Here is a 15,052-nt window from a genome sequence, read left to right on the forward strand (position 1 = left end):
CTGTTGCCCATCAGAATGCACCCGAAGAGCCGAGTTCGGGCGGCAATTTCGGCGATTCGAGACGATCGGCGGGTCGCGACATTCGAGTGCAAACACCGAATCACGGCACCATCGCGCGGCATCATGAGCACATGGACATCCCAGCGTCGGTGGCCGCGGCCTCCAGGGGCGACCAGGCCGCGTGGGACGCGCTGGTCAGACAGTTCAGCGGGCTGCTCTGGTCGATCGCCCGCGCCCACCGTCTCAACGACGCCGACGCGGCGGACGCGGTGCAGTGCACGTGGATCAAGCTGGTCGAGCACCTCGACCGGATCACCGAACCCGAACGGCTGGCCGGGTGGCTCTCCACGACCGCGCGGCACGAGTGCCTGCAACTGCTGCGCCGCGCCGGGCGGTTGCCGGAACCGGCGGAGGAGATCGCCGACTCCCCCGACCCGGCCCCGGAGATCGACCACGAGCTCCTCGCCACCGAACGCAACGCCGCGCTGTGGCGGGTCTTCGAGCAGCTGCCGGACCGCTGCCGGCAGCTGCTGCGGGTGCTGATGACCTCGCCGCCGCCCGCCTACGCCGATGTCGCCCTCGCGCTGGACATGCCGGTCGGCAGCATCGGGCCGATCCGCCAGCGCTGCCTCGGCCGGTTGAAGGCGCTGGTCAAGGGCAACGAGCTGCTGGAGGGCCGGTCATGAACGACGACGACTTCCTCGACGTCCTGCGGGCCGCCGCCGACGAGTTCGACCCGGTCCCGGCGGGCGTCGTGCGCGACGCGAGTGCCGCGCTGGCCCTGCGCACGCTCGACGCCGAACTCGCCGAGCTGGTCGAGTCCGCGGCGCTGGTGCGAGGCGAAGGGCCGTTGACGCTCGCCTTCGAGTCCGAACGCGTCGCGATCAACCTGGAGATCGACGACGACATGGTGCGCGGACTCGTCACCGGCGCCGAGGGCGAAGCGGTGGTGGAGACACCGCGCTCACGCCGCGCCGTGCCGATCACCGACGGCAGGTTCACCGCCACCGAGGTACCGCGCGGCCTGGTCCGCGTCCGGGTGACGGCGGCCGACGGCACCCCCGTCGTCACCCGGTGGACGACCAGCTGATCACCACGGATCCGGCAGGCCCTGCCCGGTGGTGATCAGGCTGTGCAGGCTGCCGCCGATGTAGTGCGACCAGCCAGTGGAGCACGCGCCGAAGCACTCGACGTCCGGCACCAAGCCCACGTGGGTGAACCTCAGCTCGGTACCGCCCTCAGCGGGGACGAGGTCGAACACGATCTCGCTCCCGGTCCACTCCGCCGGCTCCGAGACGAACGCCAGGTGGCTGTCGGTGACCTGCCAGACCACCCGCCGGCCGGGCGAAAGCTCGGTCACGCGCTGACGGCTGTAGTGCTGCGGGTGATGCCGGTAGGTGAACTCGGCGCCCACCTCGCCGGTCGGCCCCTCGACCTCGCCCGTCCACCAGGCGCGGACGTCCAGGACGGCGGCGTACACCTCGTCCGGCGACTGCTCGACCGTGAACGACGTCGAATAGTCGGTGCGCGACGTTTGAGTGGTCATGACTGGTCTGTTCCTCTCTCTCGCTGAATCCGCTCGGCGATGCGCTTGATCCGCTGCAGCCGGGCATCCCAGGTCGCCCCGACGGCGGACAGCTGTGCCACCGCCCGCGCCAGCTGCGTCTCGTCCACCTCGTACCGGCGCTCGCGTCCCGCGGGCGTCACGTGCACCAGACCGACCCGGTCCAGCACACCGAGGTGCTTCGCGACCGCCTGCCTGGTCACGGGCAGCTGCTCGCTGAGCGTCGTCGCCGTGCCACCTCCGTGGGCGAGGAGCAGGTCGAGCATCCGCCGGCGCGTCGGGTCACCGACCGCGGACCACAGGTCGTCGTCGATCGCCGTGCTCACGGCCGTGCGACCAGGCTGTTCGCGCGGGCGACCAGGCGCGGCAGGAAGTGGTCCCAGCCCTGGACGTGATCGCGGTAGGCCTGCTCCAGCACGGCGGCCTCCCAGCCGCGCTCGCGGAAGCCGGTCTCCTTGAAGCGCAACACCGTGCCCCCGTCGGACGGGACGAGGTCGATCGTGACGAGCAGCGAGTTGTCCGGCGCCGCCACCGCGCCCTCGTCGTACACCCAGCGGAACGCGAACCGGCGCGGTGGGTCGGCCTCCACGACGGTGAGCTGTTCGACCTTCGCGTCCGGCGCCGCCGGGTCGCCGAAGGTGATCGTGCCGGTGGCGCCGGGAACGGCGTCGAGCTCGGCGTCGTCGGGCCACCACTCGCGCAGGTGCTCGGCGGAGCTGATCACCTCGTAGACCACCTCGGGGGTGGCGTCGATGCGCAGCTCCCGTTCGATGCTGCCGTACTCCATGTGCTTCTCCTCCACTATGTGCAACTAACGGTTGCGCATGAACCTATCCAACGCGGCCCGCTAGCGCAACCGTTGGTTGCGTGAGGGAAATCGGTCGACGTGGCTGCGCCGGGTCCCGACACTCGCTGGAATGACCTCGTTGCCGGTCCTGTGGCTGTCCGGACCGCCCGGAGTGGGCAAGACGACGGTCGCCTGGGAGCTGTTCGAGCAACTCGGCCGGCAGGGTCTGGCCGTCGGCCAGGTCGACATCGACCAGCTCGGCATGTACTACGGCGACCCCGATCGGTACCGGCTGAAGGCCCGCGCGCTCGCCGCCGTGGCCGCGAACTTCCGGGACGCCGGCAGTCAGTGCCTGGTCGTGCCCGGCGTCACCGATCCGGGTGGCGGGATGGAACCCGTGCCGAACACCGAGCTGACGACGTGCCGGCTGCGGGCCGAGCCGGCCGGGCTGACCCGGCGGATCACCGCCCGCGGCGGCGCGACCGATGTCAGCGAGGCGCTCGCACACGCCGAAGCCGTCGACCGCGCGCCAGGTGCGTGGGTGGACACCACAGGACTGTCCGTCACCGAGGTCGCGGACCAGGTGCTCGAACGGACCGGCTGGCCCGACCCACCCGCGCCCGCGTCGCATCCCTTGCGGTCGAAACCCTTGCGGCAGTACGAGGATCCGGGCGAGATCCTGATCCTGTGCGGACCGGCCGGTGTCGGGAAGTCGGCCGTCGGCTGGCACGTCTACCAGCAGATCCGCAACGCCGCGTTCGTCGACCTCGACCAGATCTCCTTTCACCGCCCCGAACTCGGTGACCACTTCCGCGCCGCCAACCTCGCCGCGATCTGGCACACCTTCCGCTCCGCCGGGGCCGGCTGCCTGGTCGCGGTCGGCCCGATCGAGGACCCTGCCGCGTACACGACGGCGTTGCCGGCCGCCACGATCACGTTGTGCTGCCTGGACGCCGGTCGGGAGGTGCTCCTCGACCGCGTCACCCGCCGCGCCCGAGGCGACTCCCCCGCGCCAGGCCTCGCCGGTGACACGTTGCTGGGGCAGCCACCGCACCGGTTGCGGGAGATCGCGGACCGGTCGGCACGCACGGTCGAGGCCATGCGCGACATCGGCGACCTGCACGTGCGGACCGACCATCGCCGCCCGGACGAGATCGCCGCCGAGATCCTCCGAAGGACGGCGTATTTCCGCGCCGAACGGCCCCTCCTCCCCAGGTACAAGGGGAAATAGAGGGGGAACACGCCCATGGTCTGCTTCATCCTGCCCGCGCACCTGCTCATCGAGCTCGCGGAAACCGGCAACGTCGACATCCGCGACACCATCCCGACCCTGCTCGCCTCGGCCGCCCTGCGCACCCAGCGCGACACGCTCACCGAGGCCATCCAGTTCCTCGACCTCAACGCCGCCCAGCTGCGCGGCCCGGCCGACGAGTTCAAGGCCGTGCACGACGTCCAGGGCGGCGACGAGCGCAACCTGCCCGGCGTCCTGCGCCGCAAGGAAGGCGACGGTGCCTCGAACGACCCCGCAGTCAACGACGCGTTCGACAACGCCGACCGGACCTACGACTTCTACCGCGACGTCCTCGGCCGCCACAGCGTCGACGGCAACGGCCTCAAGCTCGTCAGCTCGGTGCACTTCGGCCGCGGCTTCGACAACGCCTTCTGGGACGGCACCCAGATGGTCTACGGCGACGGCAGCGGCAAGGTCTTCCAGCCCGGCGCGCTCGCCCGCGACATCTCGGTCGTCGGTCACGAGATCACGCACGGCGTCGTGCAGTACACGGCGGGTCTGCGGTACCGCAAGCAGTCCGGCGCGCTGAACGAGTCCATGGCCGACGTGTTCGGCTCACTGGTCAAGCAGCACACCCTCGGCCACACCGCCGAGCAGGCCGACTGGCTCGTCGGCGCCGGAATCCTCGGCACGCAGCTGCAGGGCGTCGCGCTGCGGTCGATGAAGGACCCCGGCACCGCCCACCAGCTCGACCGCCAGCCCGGCCACATGCGCTCCTACGTCGACCTGCCCGACGACGGCAACCCGCGCAACGACAACGGCGGCGTGCACATCAACTCCGGCATCCCCAACAAGGCCTTCCACCTCGTCGCCACTCGGCTGGGCGGCAACGCCTGGGAGAAGGCCGGCAAGGTCTGGTACGACGCGCTCGCCACCAAGCTCCGGGTGAACTCGAACTTCGCCGAGGCGGCCGCGGCGACCGTGGCGTCGGCTCAGGCGCTGTTCGGGGCCGAGGTGGCGAACGTCGTGCGGGCCTCCTGGAACGACGTCGGCGTCAACTGACGACCGCCCGCGTATCGCGAAAGTATCGAAATTCGCATACGTCACGGCAACAGCGTTCTGCCTTGGGTGAGGAGACGGACCACGAGGGTCCGTGCCGAATTCGAGGGAGAAAGCGTGACTACTGGGGGACAGTGGACCCGGCGTTCGGTGCTGCGAGGAGCCGCCGCGATGGCCGGCGCCGTGGCGGCCACACCGCTGCTGGACGGGGTGGCCTCAGCACTGCCCGCGGCCGGCGACGCGGACGCGTTGTTCAAGGCGGGGAAGTTCGAGGCGGCCGGCCGCGCGTACGAGGAGATCCTGAAGTCGGACCCGACGAACGTGCGCGCTGCCCGTCAGCGCGGCTACGTCGCGTTGCTGGCCAACAAGTTCACCGACGCCGAGAAATATCTCCAGAAAGCCGTCGGGCTGGCGCCGGACGACGGGGACGCGCACAAGTTCCTGGCCGACTGCTACCTCCGCCAGGACAAGCTCGCCGCCTCCGTGCCGCATTGGCGCGCGATCGGCGAGGAGGCCATCGCGACGTGGCTCTCGGCGGTCCAGGGTGAGCCGTACCAGATCCACGGCGACATCGGCCGGGCCGAGTTCCTGCGGATGGACCCGACGCCGCAGGTGGAGGTCTCGATCAACGGCGGGCCGCCGAAGCGCTTCACGTTCTACACCGGCGCCCCGAGCATGAGCATGCGCATGACGGTCGCGAAACAGGCCGGACTGACCCCCGTCGCCAGCCAGAAGATCGACTACGAGGGCGGGCACATCTGGGCCCACTACGGGATCCTGGAGTCCTTCAAGGTGGGCGGCCTCGAACTGCGCAACGTCCCCGTGGGCTGGTCGTCCACCGAGTCGGGCGACGACGTCGACACCGACAGCGACGGCATGATCGGCACGTGGATCTTCTACCACCTGCTGACCACCTTCGACTACGCCGGACGCTCGTTGATCCTGCGCCGCCCGACGCCCGACGCGGTGAGGAAGGCGAGCGCGGGCGCCGAGCCCCTGCCGCTGTGGCTGGCCGATGACCACTACCTGCACACCACGGGCAGCATCGCCGGCTCCGGACCACGGGTGATGGGCACGAACTTCGGCGGTAGCGGCGAGATGGCCGCAGTCGTCTTCGGGGACACGGCCGAACGGCTGAAGATCCGCACGGACCACGACCGCCCGCTGGAGACGTTCGGCCACAGCGCACCGACGGTCGTCCTGCCCTGCTATCCCAGGGAGATCCGCGTCGGCAGTGCCGTCGCCAGGGACATCTACTGCGAGGCGGCCACCCGCGGCAGGACCGACGAGCTGGGGTTCGACGTGCCGGCCGCCGTCTTCCAGTGCTTCTGGAAGCCCTACAACGTCACGCTCGACTTCACCGGCATGAACCTCTACGTCGCGCGCGGCAAGGTGACCTGATCGCTCAGCTCGGTGTGGATCGTGTCGCGGCTGACCGGCTCGCCGCAGTGGTGGCAGACCAGGTCGACCCGCACCGGCTCACCGCAGGAGTGCCGGCGGATCAGGACCGGGCTGTCCACCGCCCACCTGTCGCCCCACTGGGTCAGGGCGAGCATGACCGGGAACAGTTCCCGGCCGGCCTCGGTGAGGTGGTACTCGTGGCGGGGCGGGTGCTCGCTGTAGAGCCGGCGCTCGACGACACCCGCGGCCTCCAGCTTGCGCAGCCGGTCGGCCAGGAGGTCGCGGGACGCGCCCGTGTAACCGGCGATGCGGGCGAAGCGGTGCACGCCGTAGCCGATCTCCCGCAGAGCCAGCAACGACCACCGCTCGCCGAGGATCTCCATAGCCGCCGCGAGTGAGCACGGCCGGACCCCGAGTGGCAGCTCGTCCATGCGGATGCCGTGCGGTGGTTCGGTCATCTGCCCAGCCTAGTCCGAGTGTGTTGTGTTTTCCAACCCACTGCCCTACGGTGGCGTCGGGTCGGTAGGAAAACACAACACACTCGCCATGAGGTGCAGATGACTTCGCAACTGAGCGGACCCGGGATCAGCGTTCCCGGAACCAGCAGCCACTTCCTCGAGGGGCAGGGCCGGTTGCGCTACCTCACCGGGGGCAGCGGCGCGCCTCTGGTCCTGCTGCACACCGTGCGCACCCAGGCCGAGCACTTCCGCCACCTCATCCCGCTGGTGCGAGACCGCTACACCGTCTACGCGCTCGACCTGCCGGGAATGGGCTACTCGCAGATCGTGCCCGGCGCCTCCTACGACGAACCCGCCATGCGCGCCGCCGTCACCCGGCTCATCACCCAGCTCGACCTGCACGACGTGACGCTGCTCGGCGAGTCGATGGGCGCCGTGCTCGCGCTCACCGCGGCGGCCGACCTGCCCGACCGCGTCCGCCGGGTCGTGGCGGTGAACGCCTACGACTACGCCGGCGGAATCGCCAGGTCCAGCCTCCTGGCCCGGTTCATCGTCACCGGCGTCATCACGCCGGGGGTGGGACCGTTGCTCGCCCAACTGGAGCCCAAACCCGTCATGCGCGCCGTCCTGAGCGGCGGCCTCGGCGACCCCAGCGCACTGCGCGACGACTACCTGGACGAACTCCTCGCCGTCGGCCGCCACGACGGCTATCCGACCGTCGCCCGCGCCGTCTACCGCAACCTGCCCAGCCTCATTGCGGCCCGCGCCCGCTACCCCGAGGTCACCGCGCCGATCCACCTCGTCTACGGGGAGAAGGACTGGTCCCGGCCCTCGGACCGGCAGGCCAACAGGCAACTGCTGCCCGGCGCCGAGTTCACCCAGATCCCGGACGCCGGCCACTTCATCGCCCTGGAGCGGCCCGACGTGCCCGCCGGCCTGCTGGACGCGGTCGCATGAGCGCCAAACTTCCGGCGAAGCTGGCAGCACACCCCTCGGTGCGGGCCGTGCTCGCCAAGCAGACGGTCCGCCCGCCCGAAGTGATCGACGCGGCCTGGCTGCGCGAACTGTGCCTCTCGGCGGGCGCGGACGACGCCGCCGTGGTCAGCCTCGACCACGCCGACCTGGCCGGCGAGCGCGAGCACGTGCTGGCCGCGTTGCCCGGTACCCGCTCCCTGATCGCGATGGTGTTCCGGATGAACCGCGACAACTGCCGTTCCCCGGCCCGCAGCGTCGCGAACCAGGAGTTCCACCAGACCGACGAGCACGCCAACCACGCCGCCCGCAGCGTCACCCAGGCCCTGCAGGACGCCGGTTACCGCGCGCTCAACCCGTCGGTCGGCTTCCCCCAGGAGATGGACCGCTATCCCGGGCGGATCTGGGTGGTCGCGCACAAGACCGTCGCGGTGGCCGCCGGACTCGGCGTCATGGGCCTGCACCGCAACGTCATCCACCCGAAGTTCGGCAGCTTCGTGCTCCTGGCCACCGTGCTGGTCGACGCGGAGGTGAGCACCTACGGCCAGGCGCTGGACTACAACCCGTGCATCGACTGCAAGTTGTGCGTCGCCGCCTGCCCGATCGGCGCCATCCGCAAGGACGGGAGCTTCGACGCGCTGGGCTGTGCCACGCACAACTACCGCGAGTTCATGAGCGGCTTCACCGACTGGGTGCAGACCGTGGCCGACAGCGAGGACGCCGCCGACTACCGCTCCAGGGTCACCGACGCCGAAACCACGTCGATGTGGCAGAGCCTCGCCTCCCCGCCGGGTTACAAATCCGGCTACTGCCTGGCCGTGTGTCCCGCCGGGGAGGACGTCCTGGGCCCGTACCTCGACGACCGCAAGTCCTTCATGGACACCGTGCTGCGACCACTGCAGGAGAAGACGGAGACCCTCTACGTGCTGCCGGGCTCACCCGCGCAGGAACACGCCCAGCGCCGCTTCCCCCACAAACCCACCAAGGAGGTCACGGGCGGCTGGCAGCCTCCGCCGCCTCGGTCGTGACCAGACGCAGCAAGCTGGTCCACTGGTGGGCCGTGAGCGGGAGTTCGACCGACGGCGACTTGCTGTCCCGGACGCCGACGCCACGGCCCACTTCCACGCAGTTGCCGTCGCTGCCGCTGTAGCTACTCTTGCGCCACCTGGTCACCACGCGTCTCCTCACCGATGATGTCGGTGATCAGCTTCCTCGTTTGTGTCTCGTCCAACGTCGTCCGAGCGAGTGACTCCACCACGGTGTCGTAGAGACCGACAGAAGGCTGATCTTCCAGAAACACGTTAGCCCCCTCGCTCTCCACGTAAACGATCGGCGGGATCTTCTTGAACGTCAGCCGGTCGAAGTCGCCGGCCAGTCCGGCGTGTGGACCGAACACGGTGGGAAGCACGCGAATCGTGAGGTAGGGCCGGACCGACAGACGCAGCAGGTGGTGAAGCTGCTCCGCCATCACGTGCTCGTCTCCCACCGGCAGGCGTAGTGCCTGTTCGTGCATGAAGATCGTGACGGTTCGGTGGCCGTCGAGAACGGACTTCTGGCGTGCGATCCGATTGCTGATGACAGTGGGACGCTCATCAGCAGACAACTTCGTCGAGGCGTTGACGACATACGTGATGTAGTCAGGTGCCTGCAGCAGGCCGTGCACCACGTTCATCGACCAGCCGGTGATGTCTGAGGCGATCTTCTCGTGCTCGCGCAGTGTGCGCGCTCGGTCCGTCATGCCGGACTTGTTGGGCTGCAACCAGTCCCGGATGTGCGCGTCGTGGTGCAGCGCCATCAGGTGGTCGAACTCTTCGGGCGGCGTGCGCAGCAGGCCCAGCAGTTGGGCCAGGTCGACCTCAGTCGTGCCTTCCTTGCCGTTGATGAGCTCCGAGACCTTGGCTTCCTGCCAGCCCAGCAATTCGGCGGCAGAGCGGTTGGTCAGATCGGCCGCCCGCAGCAGCGCCCGTATCGCGTCGCCGAACTCGCGGCCGCGCACCGTTGATCTCCGCAAAGGCATGCGGGAAAAGGTAGAACCGCCCGTCCGTTTGGTTCCACCCATTCGCGGCAGATCAACCTGAAAGCATGCTGTTTGGAGGCGTTCCACACTCACGGACACGTTTCCCGGTATGCGATCCCGGGCACCACCCGTCCGGCCAGTGCGCGCGTCGCCGGCCGCGTCGATCTCCGCACTTGAGCCAGGCCGTCAGCGCGAGCAGGTGCGCTCTCGTGTCCAGGCTAGTTCCTCGGCCGGCACGAGCCGCTTGAACCGGCGGGTACGCGGTTCATCGATCGAGGCCACCTCACACCCCAGAGCATGATCACCGAATCGACGAGCGCACCCTGGCCAGCCGTCGCGGGCTGGTCCTGAGAGGGGCGAGCATCAGCGGTCTGAACAGTACGAACGGGACTCCCTTGACCGTTTGTCACGGATTCCGGCGGCACTTCTCGATACAGGCTCAGCGACCTCTGTGCGGCTGCTGGCGTGGGGAACGACAGGAGATCGCCGAGGATTAAGATCGAGAGGTGAGCCCCAATCCCCGCTACCGGCACCTGAGCAGCCAGCCCGGGGTCGTCGTCCGGCTACACGCCGACCTTGTCGCGCGTTATCGTGCCGTCGACCGCGAAGTCGTACCGGCGCCCGCGCACGTCGTCGACACTCCCACTCACCTCGACCGCCTGACCGAGAGCATCGCCGTCAACGGTATACGCGTCCCGCTGCGAATGGGGTTCAACGCTCACTACGGCTACCTCGACGGCAACCACCGCATCGCCGTCGCACTCCGCCTCCACCTCCTTGAAGTCCCTGTCGAACTGGTCGAAGAGCCCCCGGACACACCTCGCGGCCACGGCCAATCCATGAGCCACGCCGACCTCGAAGTCATCCTCGCCGCCCTCAAACGAGCGCGCCGCTCCTAAGGGACAGCTCAGTCCGCCCGTGCCAGCAGCCCGTCAGCCATTAGGCCGGACCTGCTCGGAACAGCACCTGGGGTTCCAGGTCCAGCCGGGTGACTGGCTGGTCGGGCGGGGCCAGGTCGTCGGGGTCGACCGGCTCCCCTTCGCCGGCGATCTCGTTGGCGGCGTCGGTGATGTCCAGCGCGGTGGAGTAGAACTCTGAGCCAGGTCGGCTACCTCGGATCCCTGACGGCGGAGACGATGGACCTGCTGCTGGGCCGCAAGAAACTGAGTTCTGGTGGCAGCGGCGGGCTTCCCGCCACCGCGGCGATGCTGGAGTTCTGCGCTGCCCACGGCATCGTCGCCGACGTCGAGACCCTGCCGTCGGCCTGGGTGGGTGAGGCTCTCGACCGGCTCGAACGCGGAGATGTCCGCTACCGGTTCGTCCTGGACCTGTCCGATCTCTGCTGACGGTGAGCCAGTGCCTCGGCGAGCTCTGACGGATGTGAGGCGACCACGAGCCTGTCCGATTCGTGCGGCTTCTCCCCCATCTGACTTCAGCGTAGGCGGCGGGTCGCTACGCTGGATCACGTGCCTGGCACCCGCAGCTCGCGAACCCGTGCGTATCTCGCGCGGGTTTTCGCTGTGCTCGCGCTGGTGGCCGGGGTCGCGATGATGCAGGGCACCCCGTGTGAGACGGAGTTCGCCTGGACCGCGCAGTGCCCGACGTCGAGCACGTCCGCGATCGCCTACGTGGCCGATCAGGTGGACGACGGGTCGGCGTTGCTCGAAGGCATTCTCGTCGCGGGTTGCTGTCTGGTGGTGGCGCTCGCGGTGCTGATCGGGTTCGCCGTGCTGCGGCGGTCCGGTTCGGTACCGGCGCGTCTGGTGCCCCTGCCTGTCTGGTCTCGTCCTTCACGTCGGCTGGAAGTGCGGCTGGCGCAGCTCTGCGTGCTGCGCGCCTAGACCGAACCCGTTCTTCGGTCCTGTTCCTCAGCCTTCGTGGAGTTCTGTCATGTCCAAAAACGCTCGTCTGTCCCTGATCATCGTCGCAGTCGTGGCGGTGGTCGTCGCCGGTTTCATCTTCTTCAGCCGCAACAACAACACGACCGCCGCGCCGCAGTCGGCCGACGGCAAGGTGACCGTCGTCGAGTACCTCGACCTGGAGTGCCCGTCCTGCCGCGCCGCCTACCCCGGCGTCGAGCGGCTCAAGACCGAGTACGGCGGGCGCGTGACGTTCGACGTGCGGCACTTCCCGATTCCCAGCCACCGCAACGCCGAGCTGGCCGCCGTCGCGGTCGAGGCGGCGGGCGCGCAAGGTAAGCGGGACGAGATGTTCCGGGTGCTGTTCGACGCGCAGCAGGAATGGGGCGGGCAGCAGACGTCCCAGCGTGCCGCGATCACCGCGCTCGGCCAGCAGCTCGGGCTCGACGGTGCCGCGTTCGAGAAGGCGCTGGACGACCCGGCGCTGCGGGAGCGGGTGCTCGCCCAGCGGTCGGAGGGCGGCAAGGCCGGCGTGACGGGCACGCCGACGTTCTTCATCAACGGCACCAAGTTCACCGGCGCGCCCTCGTACGACGCGCTGAAGGCGGCGATCGAGAAGGCGCTCTCGTGAACCGGATCGTCGCGTGGGTGCTCGCGACCGGCGGGTTCGTCGGCCTGGTCGCCTCGTTCGTGCTGACGATCGAGAAGATCGCGTTGCTCAAGGACCCGTTCTACGTGCCGACGTGCAGCATCAACCCGGTGCTGAGCTGCGGCTCGATCATGAAGACGGCCCAGGCGGAGGTGTTCGGGTTCCCGAACCCCCTGCTCGGCATCGCGGGCTTCGCGGTGGTGACGACGCTGGGCGTGCTGCTGCTCGCCGGGGTGTCGTTGCCGCGGTGGGTGTGGATCGGGCTGCAGGTCGGGGTCACGTTCGGCGTGCTGTTCGTGCACTGGCTGATTTTTCAGTCGCTGTACGAGATCGGCGCGCTGTGCCCGTACTGCATGGTCGTGTGGGCGGTGACGATCCCGATCTTCTGGTACACGACGCTGCGCAACATCCGGCCGACGTTCCAGCTCCACAGCGTCGTGCTGATCCTGTGGTACCTGGTGATCGTGGCCGGAGTGCTGCAGGCGTTCTGGTTCTACTGGTCGTCGCTCGTCTGACCGGGTGCCGCGCGAATCGCGCACGCCGTCGATCAGTACCAGCGCGTCCAGCCGGCGCTCGCGAAGAACGTGAGCCCGGGTCCGCCCGGCAGGATGCTGCGCTCGTCCAGACGCGGCTTGTCCCAGTCGAGCACCATGCCGTCGTCGAGGTGCAGCAACCCGAACGCCTCAGCGGCCAGCGAGTCCACGTCACGCGCCTGCACCATCCAGTACCGCCCCGCCAGCCAGTCGGGATCGGCTTGGTGCAGGCGCGTGACGAGGAACGCCACCTCGCACCCCGCATTCGTCGCGGCGTCGCGGAAGAAGCGGGCGAACGGCAGGGCCGGGTCGTGCGCCAGGCTGTCGGTGGGTTCGTGGTTCTCGCGCAGCTCGTAGAAGTCGTACAGGCGGAACCGCAACGTCACGCAGGTGTGGTCGTCGAGGAGACTCAGGCCCGTCTCCACCTGGGTGAACGGACCCCAGGTCGCGCCGGCGCCGAGCGCGTCGAGCAGGTCGGGGCGGTCGCCGGGCGCGTAGAACGCCGCGGCCGCGTACTTGCGGCCCATCAGCCCATGTCCGCGCGGCGCAGGTGGTCGGTGTACTCGGCCAGCGTCATGAGCTCCCGCGACGTCAGGTAGTAAGCGCGCTCGTGGTAGCGGCTCAGCTCGTCCAGCGGCGCGGGATACCGGTACTGGTCGTAGGGCTCGTACAGCGCCAGCATCTTGTTGATGTCGAACGGCTCCTTGCCGCGTTCGGCGGCTTCGGCCTTGGCGGCGGCGAGCTTCGCCGCGGTCGCCTGTTCGGTCTCCGCCTTGATGCGCTCGAACAGTTCCCGGTCGTCGCGTCGCTCCTCGGTCACCGCGGCACAGTAGCGGTCACCTGAGGGCCGAGAACGTTCAACAACGCCAGGGCTTCGGCGTCCGGGGAACCCTGCGGTGCGCTGTAGAGAACCAGGTGCTGGTCGTGGTCCGTGAGCGCGAGCGAGTCGCAGTCGACGGTGACCTCGCCGACGACCGGGTGGCGGAAGGTCTTCCTGAGTGTCGGCGCGGCCTGCACGTCGTGGCGTTCCCAGAGGCGGGCGAAGTCCTGGTTGCCGGCGCGGAGGTCGTCGACGAGGCCGGTCACGGCGGGATCCGCGGGGTAGCGGGCGAGGGTGGCTCGCAGCCGCATGACGACGTGGTGCCGGAACTCGGCGGCGTCGGAGATCCCGTACAGCGGCGTTTCCCGGGCCTGGTCGAGGAACGCGCGGCGGGCGAGGTTGCGGTCGTGCGGGGCGAGCCCGGCGAAGTCCTCCATGAGCGCGGCCGCGAGGTCGTTCCACGCGAGCACCTCGAACGTCGCCGAGATGACGAAGCCGGCGGTCAGCGGCAGCCGTTCGAGGAGCGTGAGGATGCTCGGGCTGACGTCGCGGCGGTGCGTCCGGGTGCGGGCCGGGGCGGTGCCGGCGAGGACGTGCAGGTGGTCCGACTCGGCGTCGGTGAGCAGGAGCGCGCCCGCGATCCCGGCGAGGACCTCGGCCGACGGCCACGGTGCCCGGCCCTGTTCGAGCCGGATGTAGTACTCGGTGGAGATGTGCGCGAGGACGGCGACCTCCTCGCGGCGCAGACCCGGTGTGCGGCGCCGGGGTCCGGACGGGAGGCCGACGTCCGACGGCCGGAGCCGCTCGCGACGGGTGCGGAGGAACGTCCCGAGCTCCTGCTTGCTCATACCCCGAGTCTGCCCTGCCGACGCCGCCGGATCCTGGTACAGCCTGTGCCTGCATCCGGGCCGCCGGCGCGCCGACAGTGGTGCCATGACGAACAACATGCTCACCGGCAAGGTCGTGCTCATCACCGGTGCCAGCCGCGGCATCGGGGCGGCCGCGGCCAGGCTCTTCGCCGCCGAGGGTGCCGCGGTCGTGCTCGCCGCCCGCGGCATCGACGTGCTCGACAAGATCGTCGGCGAGATCCGCGCCGACGGAGGCGTCGCCGACGCCGTCACCCTGGACCTCGCCGACCGCGACAGCATCCGCGCGGCGGTCGACCACGTCGAGCGGTTGCACGGACGGCTCGACGGCGCCTTCAACAACGGTGCCACGATCCAGCAGCCCGGCCCGCTCGACACCACCAGTGACGACGACATCGACGAGCAGTTCGCGGTGAACTTCCGCGCGCACTGGACCGCCGAGGCCGCGCTCATGCGGCGCTCCGGCGGCGGCGCGATCGTCAACACCTCGAGCATCGGCAGCCGCCGCGCGAACCCCGCCCTGCCCGCGTACGGAGCCATGAAGCGGGCGCTCAACAGCATCACCGAGACCGCGGCCGTGACCTGGGCGCGCGAGGGCATCAGGGTCAACGGCATCACGCCCGGCGGTACCGCGACGGAGATGATCGACGCGTGGGAGGCGGCCACGCCCGGCATCGTCGACCGCATCACCGCGACGACCCCGCTCGGGCGGATGGCCGAGCCGCGCGAGGTGGCCGAGGTCGCCGCGTGGTTGCTCAGCGACCGCGCCTCGATGGTGACCGGGGCGATCGTGCCGGTGGACGGCGGCGCCGGCGCCTGGTAGTGCTTTGTCGGGT

Annotated in this window: 22 protein-coding genes; 13 read left to right on the top strand and 9 right to left on the bottom strand. The window is 69.6% G+C overall.

Going from position 1 to position 15,052, the window contains the following annotated elements; genetic code table 11:
- Positions 1–131 precede the first annotated feature (131 nt).
- Positions 132–686: an RNA polymerase sigma factor gene (locus tag B0F77_RS45135; protein ID WP_086669207.1), complete on the top strand. Its 555-nt coding sequence runs from the start codon at positions 132–134 to the stop codon at positions 684–686.
- Entirely contained in the window at positions 683–1,090 is a 408-nt protein-coding gene (locus B0F77_RS45140; RefSeq protein WP_086669208.1) for a hypothetical protein, read from the top strand. Before B0F77_RS45135 ends, B0F77_RS45140 begins: the two co-directional genes overlap by 4 nt.
- On the opposite strand, the gene B0F77_RS45145 is transcribed toward B0F77_RS45140, so the two are convergent.
- From B0F77_RS45145 to B0F77_RS45155, 3 genes are read right to left on the bottom strand one after another with little or no spacing between them, the layout of a single operon-like run.
- Positions 1,091–1,546 (bottom strand): SRPBCC family protein, encoded by a 456-nt coding sequence (locus tag B0F77_RS45145; RefSeq protein WP_086669209.1) that lies wholly within the window; start codon positions 1,544–1,546, stop codon positions 1,091–1,093.
- The gene (locus B0F77_RS45150; protein ID WP_086669210.1) at positions 1,543–1,890 is read right to left on the bottom strand and encodes an ArsR/SmtB family transcription factor; all 348 of its coding nucleotides are present in this window, start codon (positions 1,888–1,890) and stop codon (positions 1,543–1,545) included. Before B0F77_RS45150 ends, B0F77_RS45145 begins: the two co-directional genes overlap by 4 nt.
- On the bottom strand, positions 1,887–2,351 hold the full coding sequence (locus tag B0F77_RS45155; RefSeq protein WP_086669211.1) for an SRPBCC domain-containing protein: 465 nt from the start codon (positions 2,349–2,351) through the stop codon (positions 1,887–1,889). The genes B0F77_RS45150 and B0F77_RS45155 overlap by 4 nt, the downstream gene beginning before the upstream one ends.
- A gap of 130 nt (positions 2,352–2,481) precedes the next feature.
- Between B0F77_RS45155 and B0F77_RS45160 the strand changes: the two genes are divergently transcribed.
- From B0F77_RS45160 to B0F77_RS45170, 3 genes are all read left to right on the top strand, one after another.
- Positions 2,482–3,582 carry a hypothetical protein gene (locus B0F77_RS45160; protein ID WP_086669212.1) on the top strand — a complete coding sequence of 367 codons (1,101 nt, stop codon included), beginning with the start codon at positions 2,482–2,484 and terminating at the stop codon, positions 3,580–3,582.
- Positions 3,583–3,597: 15 nt separating this feature from the next.
- On the top strand, positions 3,598–4,644 hold the full coding sequence (locus B0F77_RS45165) for a M4 family metallopeptidase (RefSeq protein WP_211294363.1): 1,047 nt from the start codon (positions 3,598–3,600) through the stop codon (positions 4,642–4,644).
- 114 nt (positions 4,645–4,758) lie between these two features.
- Complete coding sequence (locus tag B0F77_RS45170) at positions 4,759–6,042, top strand: retropepsin-like aspartic protease (protein ID WP_143467261.1); 1,284 nt, start codon at positions 4,759–4,761, stop codon at positions 6,040–6,042.
- On the opposite strand, the gene B0F77_RS45175 is transcribed toward B0F77_RS45170, so the two are convergent.
- The gene (locus B0F77_RS45175; RefSeq protein WP_143467262.1) at positions 6,015–6,500 is read right to left on the bottom strand and encodes a winged helix-turn-helix transcriptional regulator; all 486 of its coding nucleotides are present in this window, start codon (positions 6,498–6,500) and stop codon (positions 6,015–6,017) included. The genes B0F77_RS45170 and B0F77_RS45175 overlap by 28 nt on opposite strands.
- Positions 6,501–6,599: 99 nt before the next feature.
- On the opposite strand from B0F77_RS45175, the gene B0F77_RS45180 reads away from it, so the two are divergent.
- Positions 6,600–7,457 (top strand): alpha/beta fold hydrolase, encoded by an 858-nt coding sequence (locus B0F77_RS45180; protein WP_086669214.1) that lies wholly within the window; start codon positions 6,600–6,602, stop codon positions 7,455–7,457.
- Complete coding sequence (locus B0F77_RS45185; protein WP_086669215.1) at positions 7,454–8,500, top strand: 4Fe-4S binding protein; 1,047 nt, start codon at positions 7,454–7,456, stop codon at positions 8,498–8,500. The genes B0F77_RS45180 and B0F77_RS45185 overlap by 4 nt, the downstream gene beginning before the upstream one ends.
- Here the strand turns inward: B0F77_RS45185 and B0F77_RS45190 are convergent.
- A complete protein-coding gene (locus tag B0F77_RS45190; protein WP_425435826.1) occupies positions 8,463–8,645 on the bottom strand; it encodes a DUF397 domain-containing protein in 183 nt (60 codons plus the stop codon). The genes B0F77_RS45185 and B0F77_RS45190 overlap by 38 nt on opposite strands.
- Positions 8,623–9,582 carry a helix-turn-helix domain-containing protein gene (locus B0F77_RS45195; protein WP_143467264.1) on the bottom strand — a complete coding sequence of 320 codons (960 nt, stop codon included), beginning with the start codon at positions 9,580–9,582 and terminating at the stop codon, positions 8,623–8,625. The genes B0F77_RS45190 and B0F77_RS45195 overlap by 23 nt, the downstream gene beginning before the upstream one ends.
- 413 nt (positions 9,583–9,995) lie before the next feature.
- Here B0F77_RS45195 and B0F77_RS47545 point away from each other — a divergent pair, with 413 nt between their 5' ends.
- From B0F77_RS47545 to B0F77_RS45220, 5 genes are all read left to right on the top strand, one after another.
- On the top strand, positions 9,996–10,388 hold the full coding sequence (locus B0F77_RS47545) for a ParB N-terminal domain-containing protein (protein ID WP_143467265.1): 393 nt from the start codon (positions 9,996–9,998) through the stop codon (positions 10,386–10,388).
- A 237-nt stretch (positions 10,389–10,625) separates the two neighbouring features.
- On the top strand, positions 10,626–10,835 hold the full coding sequence (locus tag B0F77_RS45205; RefSeq protein WP_245849492.1) for a hypothetical protein: 210 nt from the start codon (positions 10,626–10,628) through the stop codon (positions 10,833–10,835).
- 120 nt (positions 10,836–10,955) lie between these two features.
- Positions 10,956–11,330: a hypothetical protein gene (locus tag B0F77_RS45210; RefSeq protein WP_143467266.1), complete on the top strand. Its 375-nt coding sequence runs from the start codon at positions 10,956–10,958 to the stop codon at positions 11,328–11,330.
- 49 nt (positions 11,331–11,379) lie between these two features.
- Complete coding sequence (locus B0F77_RS45215; RefSeq protein ID WP_086669220.1) at positions 11,380–11,979, top strand: DsbA family protein; 600 nt, start codon at positions 11,380–11,382, stop codon at positions 11,977–11,979.
- Positions 11,976–12,512 carry a vitamin K epoxide reductase family protein gene (locus B0F77_RS45220; protein WP_086669221.1) on the top strand — a complete coding sequence of 179 codons (537 nt, stop codon included), beginning with the start codon at positions 11,976–11,978 and terminating at the stop codon, positions 12,510–12,512. The genes B0F77_RS45215 and B0F77_RS45220 overlap by 4 nt, the downstream gene beginning before the upstream one ends.
- A gap of 32 nt (positions 12,513–12,544) precedes the next feature.
- Here B0F77_RS45220 and B0F77_RS45225 read toward each other — a convergent pair whose 3' ends face one another.
- From B0F77_RS45225 to B0F77_RS45235, 3 genes are read right to left on the bottom strand one after another with little or no spacing between them, the layout of a single operon-like run.
- Positions 12,545–13,057 (bottom strand): hypothetical protein, encoded by a 513-nt coding sequence (locus B0F77_RS45225; protein WP_086669222.1) that lies wholly within the window; start codon positions 13,055–13,057, stop codon positions 12,545–12,547.
- Positions 13,057–13,350, bottom strand: a complete 294-nt coding sequence (locus B0F77_RS45230) for a hypothetical protein (RefSeq protein WP_086669223.1) — start codon at positions 13,348–13,350, stop codon at positions 13,057–13,059. Before B0F77_RS45230 ends, B0F77_RS45225 begins: the two co-directional genes overlap by 1 nt.
- On the bottom strand, positions 13,347–14,198 hold the full coding sequence (locus tag B0F77_RS45235) for a helix-turn-helix transcriptional regulator (RefSeq protein WP_086669224.1): 852 nt from the start codon (positions 14,196–14,198) through the stop codon (positions 13,347–13,349). Before B0F77_RS45235 ends, B0F77_RS45230 begins: the two co-directional genes overlap by 4 nt.
- A gap of 85 nt (positions 14,199–14,283) precedes the next feature.
- Between B0F77_RS45235 and B0F77_RS45240 the strand changes: the two genes are divergently transcribed.
- The gene (locus tag B0F77_RS45240) at positions 14,284–15,039 is read left to right on the top strand and encodes an SDR family NAD(P)-dependent oxidoreductase (RefSeq protein WP_086669225.1); all 756 of its coding nucleotides are present in this window, start codon (positions 14,284–14,286) and stop codon (positions 15,037–15,039) included.
- Positions 15,040–15,052: the final 13 nt, after the last annotated feature.

The organism is Lentzea kentuckyensis (genome assembly GCF_002150765.1).
In the GTDB taxonomy this organism is placed as follows: Bacteria; Actinomycetota; Actinomycetes; order Mycobacteriales; family Pseudonocardiaceae; genus Lentzea; species Lentzea kentuckyensis.

Bases quoted from the DNA above. Each gene is read 5' to 3' on its own strand.
- B0F77_RS45185 (WP_086669215.1), top strand. From the start codon at position 7,454: ATGAGCGCCAAACTTCCGGCGAAGCTGGCAGCACACCCCTCGGTGCGG.
- B0F77_RS45165 (WP_211294363.1), top strand. From the start codon at position 3,598: ATGGTCTGCTTCATCCTGCCCGCGCACCTGCTCATCGAGCTCGCGGAA.
- B0F77_RS45135 (WP_086669207.1), top strand. From the start codon at position 132: ATGGACATCCCAGCGTCGGTGGCCGCGGCCTCCAGGGGCGACCAGGCC.
- B0F77_RS45180 (WP_086669214.1), top strand. From the start codon at position 6,600: ATGACTTCGCAACTGAGCGGACCCGGGATCAGCGTTCCCGGAACCAGC.
- B0F77_RS45205 (WP_245849492.1), top strand. From the start codon at position 10,626: ATGGACCTGCTGCTGGGCCGCAAGAAACTGAGTTCTGGTGGCAGCGGC.
- B0F77_RS45240 (WP_086669225.1), top strand. From the start codon at position 14,284: ATGACGAACAACATGCTCACCGGCAAGGTCGTGCTCATCACCGGTGCC.
- B0F77_RS45160 (WP_086669212.1), top strand. From the start codon at position 2,482: ATGACCTCGTTGCCGGTCCTGTGGCTGTCCGGACCGCCCGGAGTGGGC.
- B0F77_RS45140 (WP_086669208.1), top strand. From the start codon at position 683: ATGAACGACGACGACTTCCTCGACGTCCTGCGGGCCGCCGCCGACGAG.
- B0F77_RS45145 (WP_086669209.1), bottom strand. From the start codon at position 1,546: ATGACCACTCAAACGTCGCGCACCGACTATTCGACGTCGTTCACGGTC.
- B0F77_RS45215 (WP_086669220.1), top strand. From the start codon at position 11,380: ATGTCCAAAAACGCTCGTCTGTCCCTGATCATCGTCGCAGTCGTGGCG.
- B0F77_RS45175 (WP_143467262.1), bottom strand. From the start codon at position 6,500: ATGACCGAACCACCGCACGGCATCCGCATGGACGAGCTGCCACTCGGG.
- B0F77_RS45155 (WP_086669211.1), bottom strand. From the start codon at position 2,351: ATGGAGTACGGCAGCATCGAACGGGAGCTGCGCATCGACGCCACCCCC.
- B0F77_RS45235 (WP_086669224.1), bottom strand. From the start codon at position 14,198: ATGAGCAAGCAGGAGCTCGGGACGTTCCTCCGCACCCGTCGCGAGCGG.
- B0F77_RS45225 (WP_086669222.1), bottom strand. From the start codon at position 13,057: ATGGGCCGCAAGTACGCGGCCGCGGCGTTCTACGCGCCCGGCGACCGC.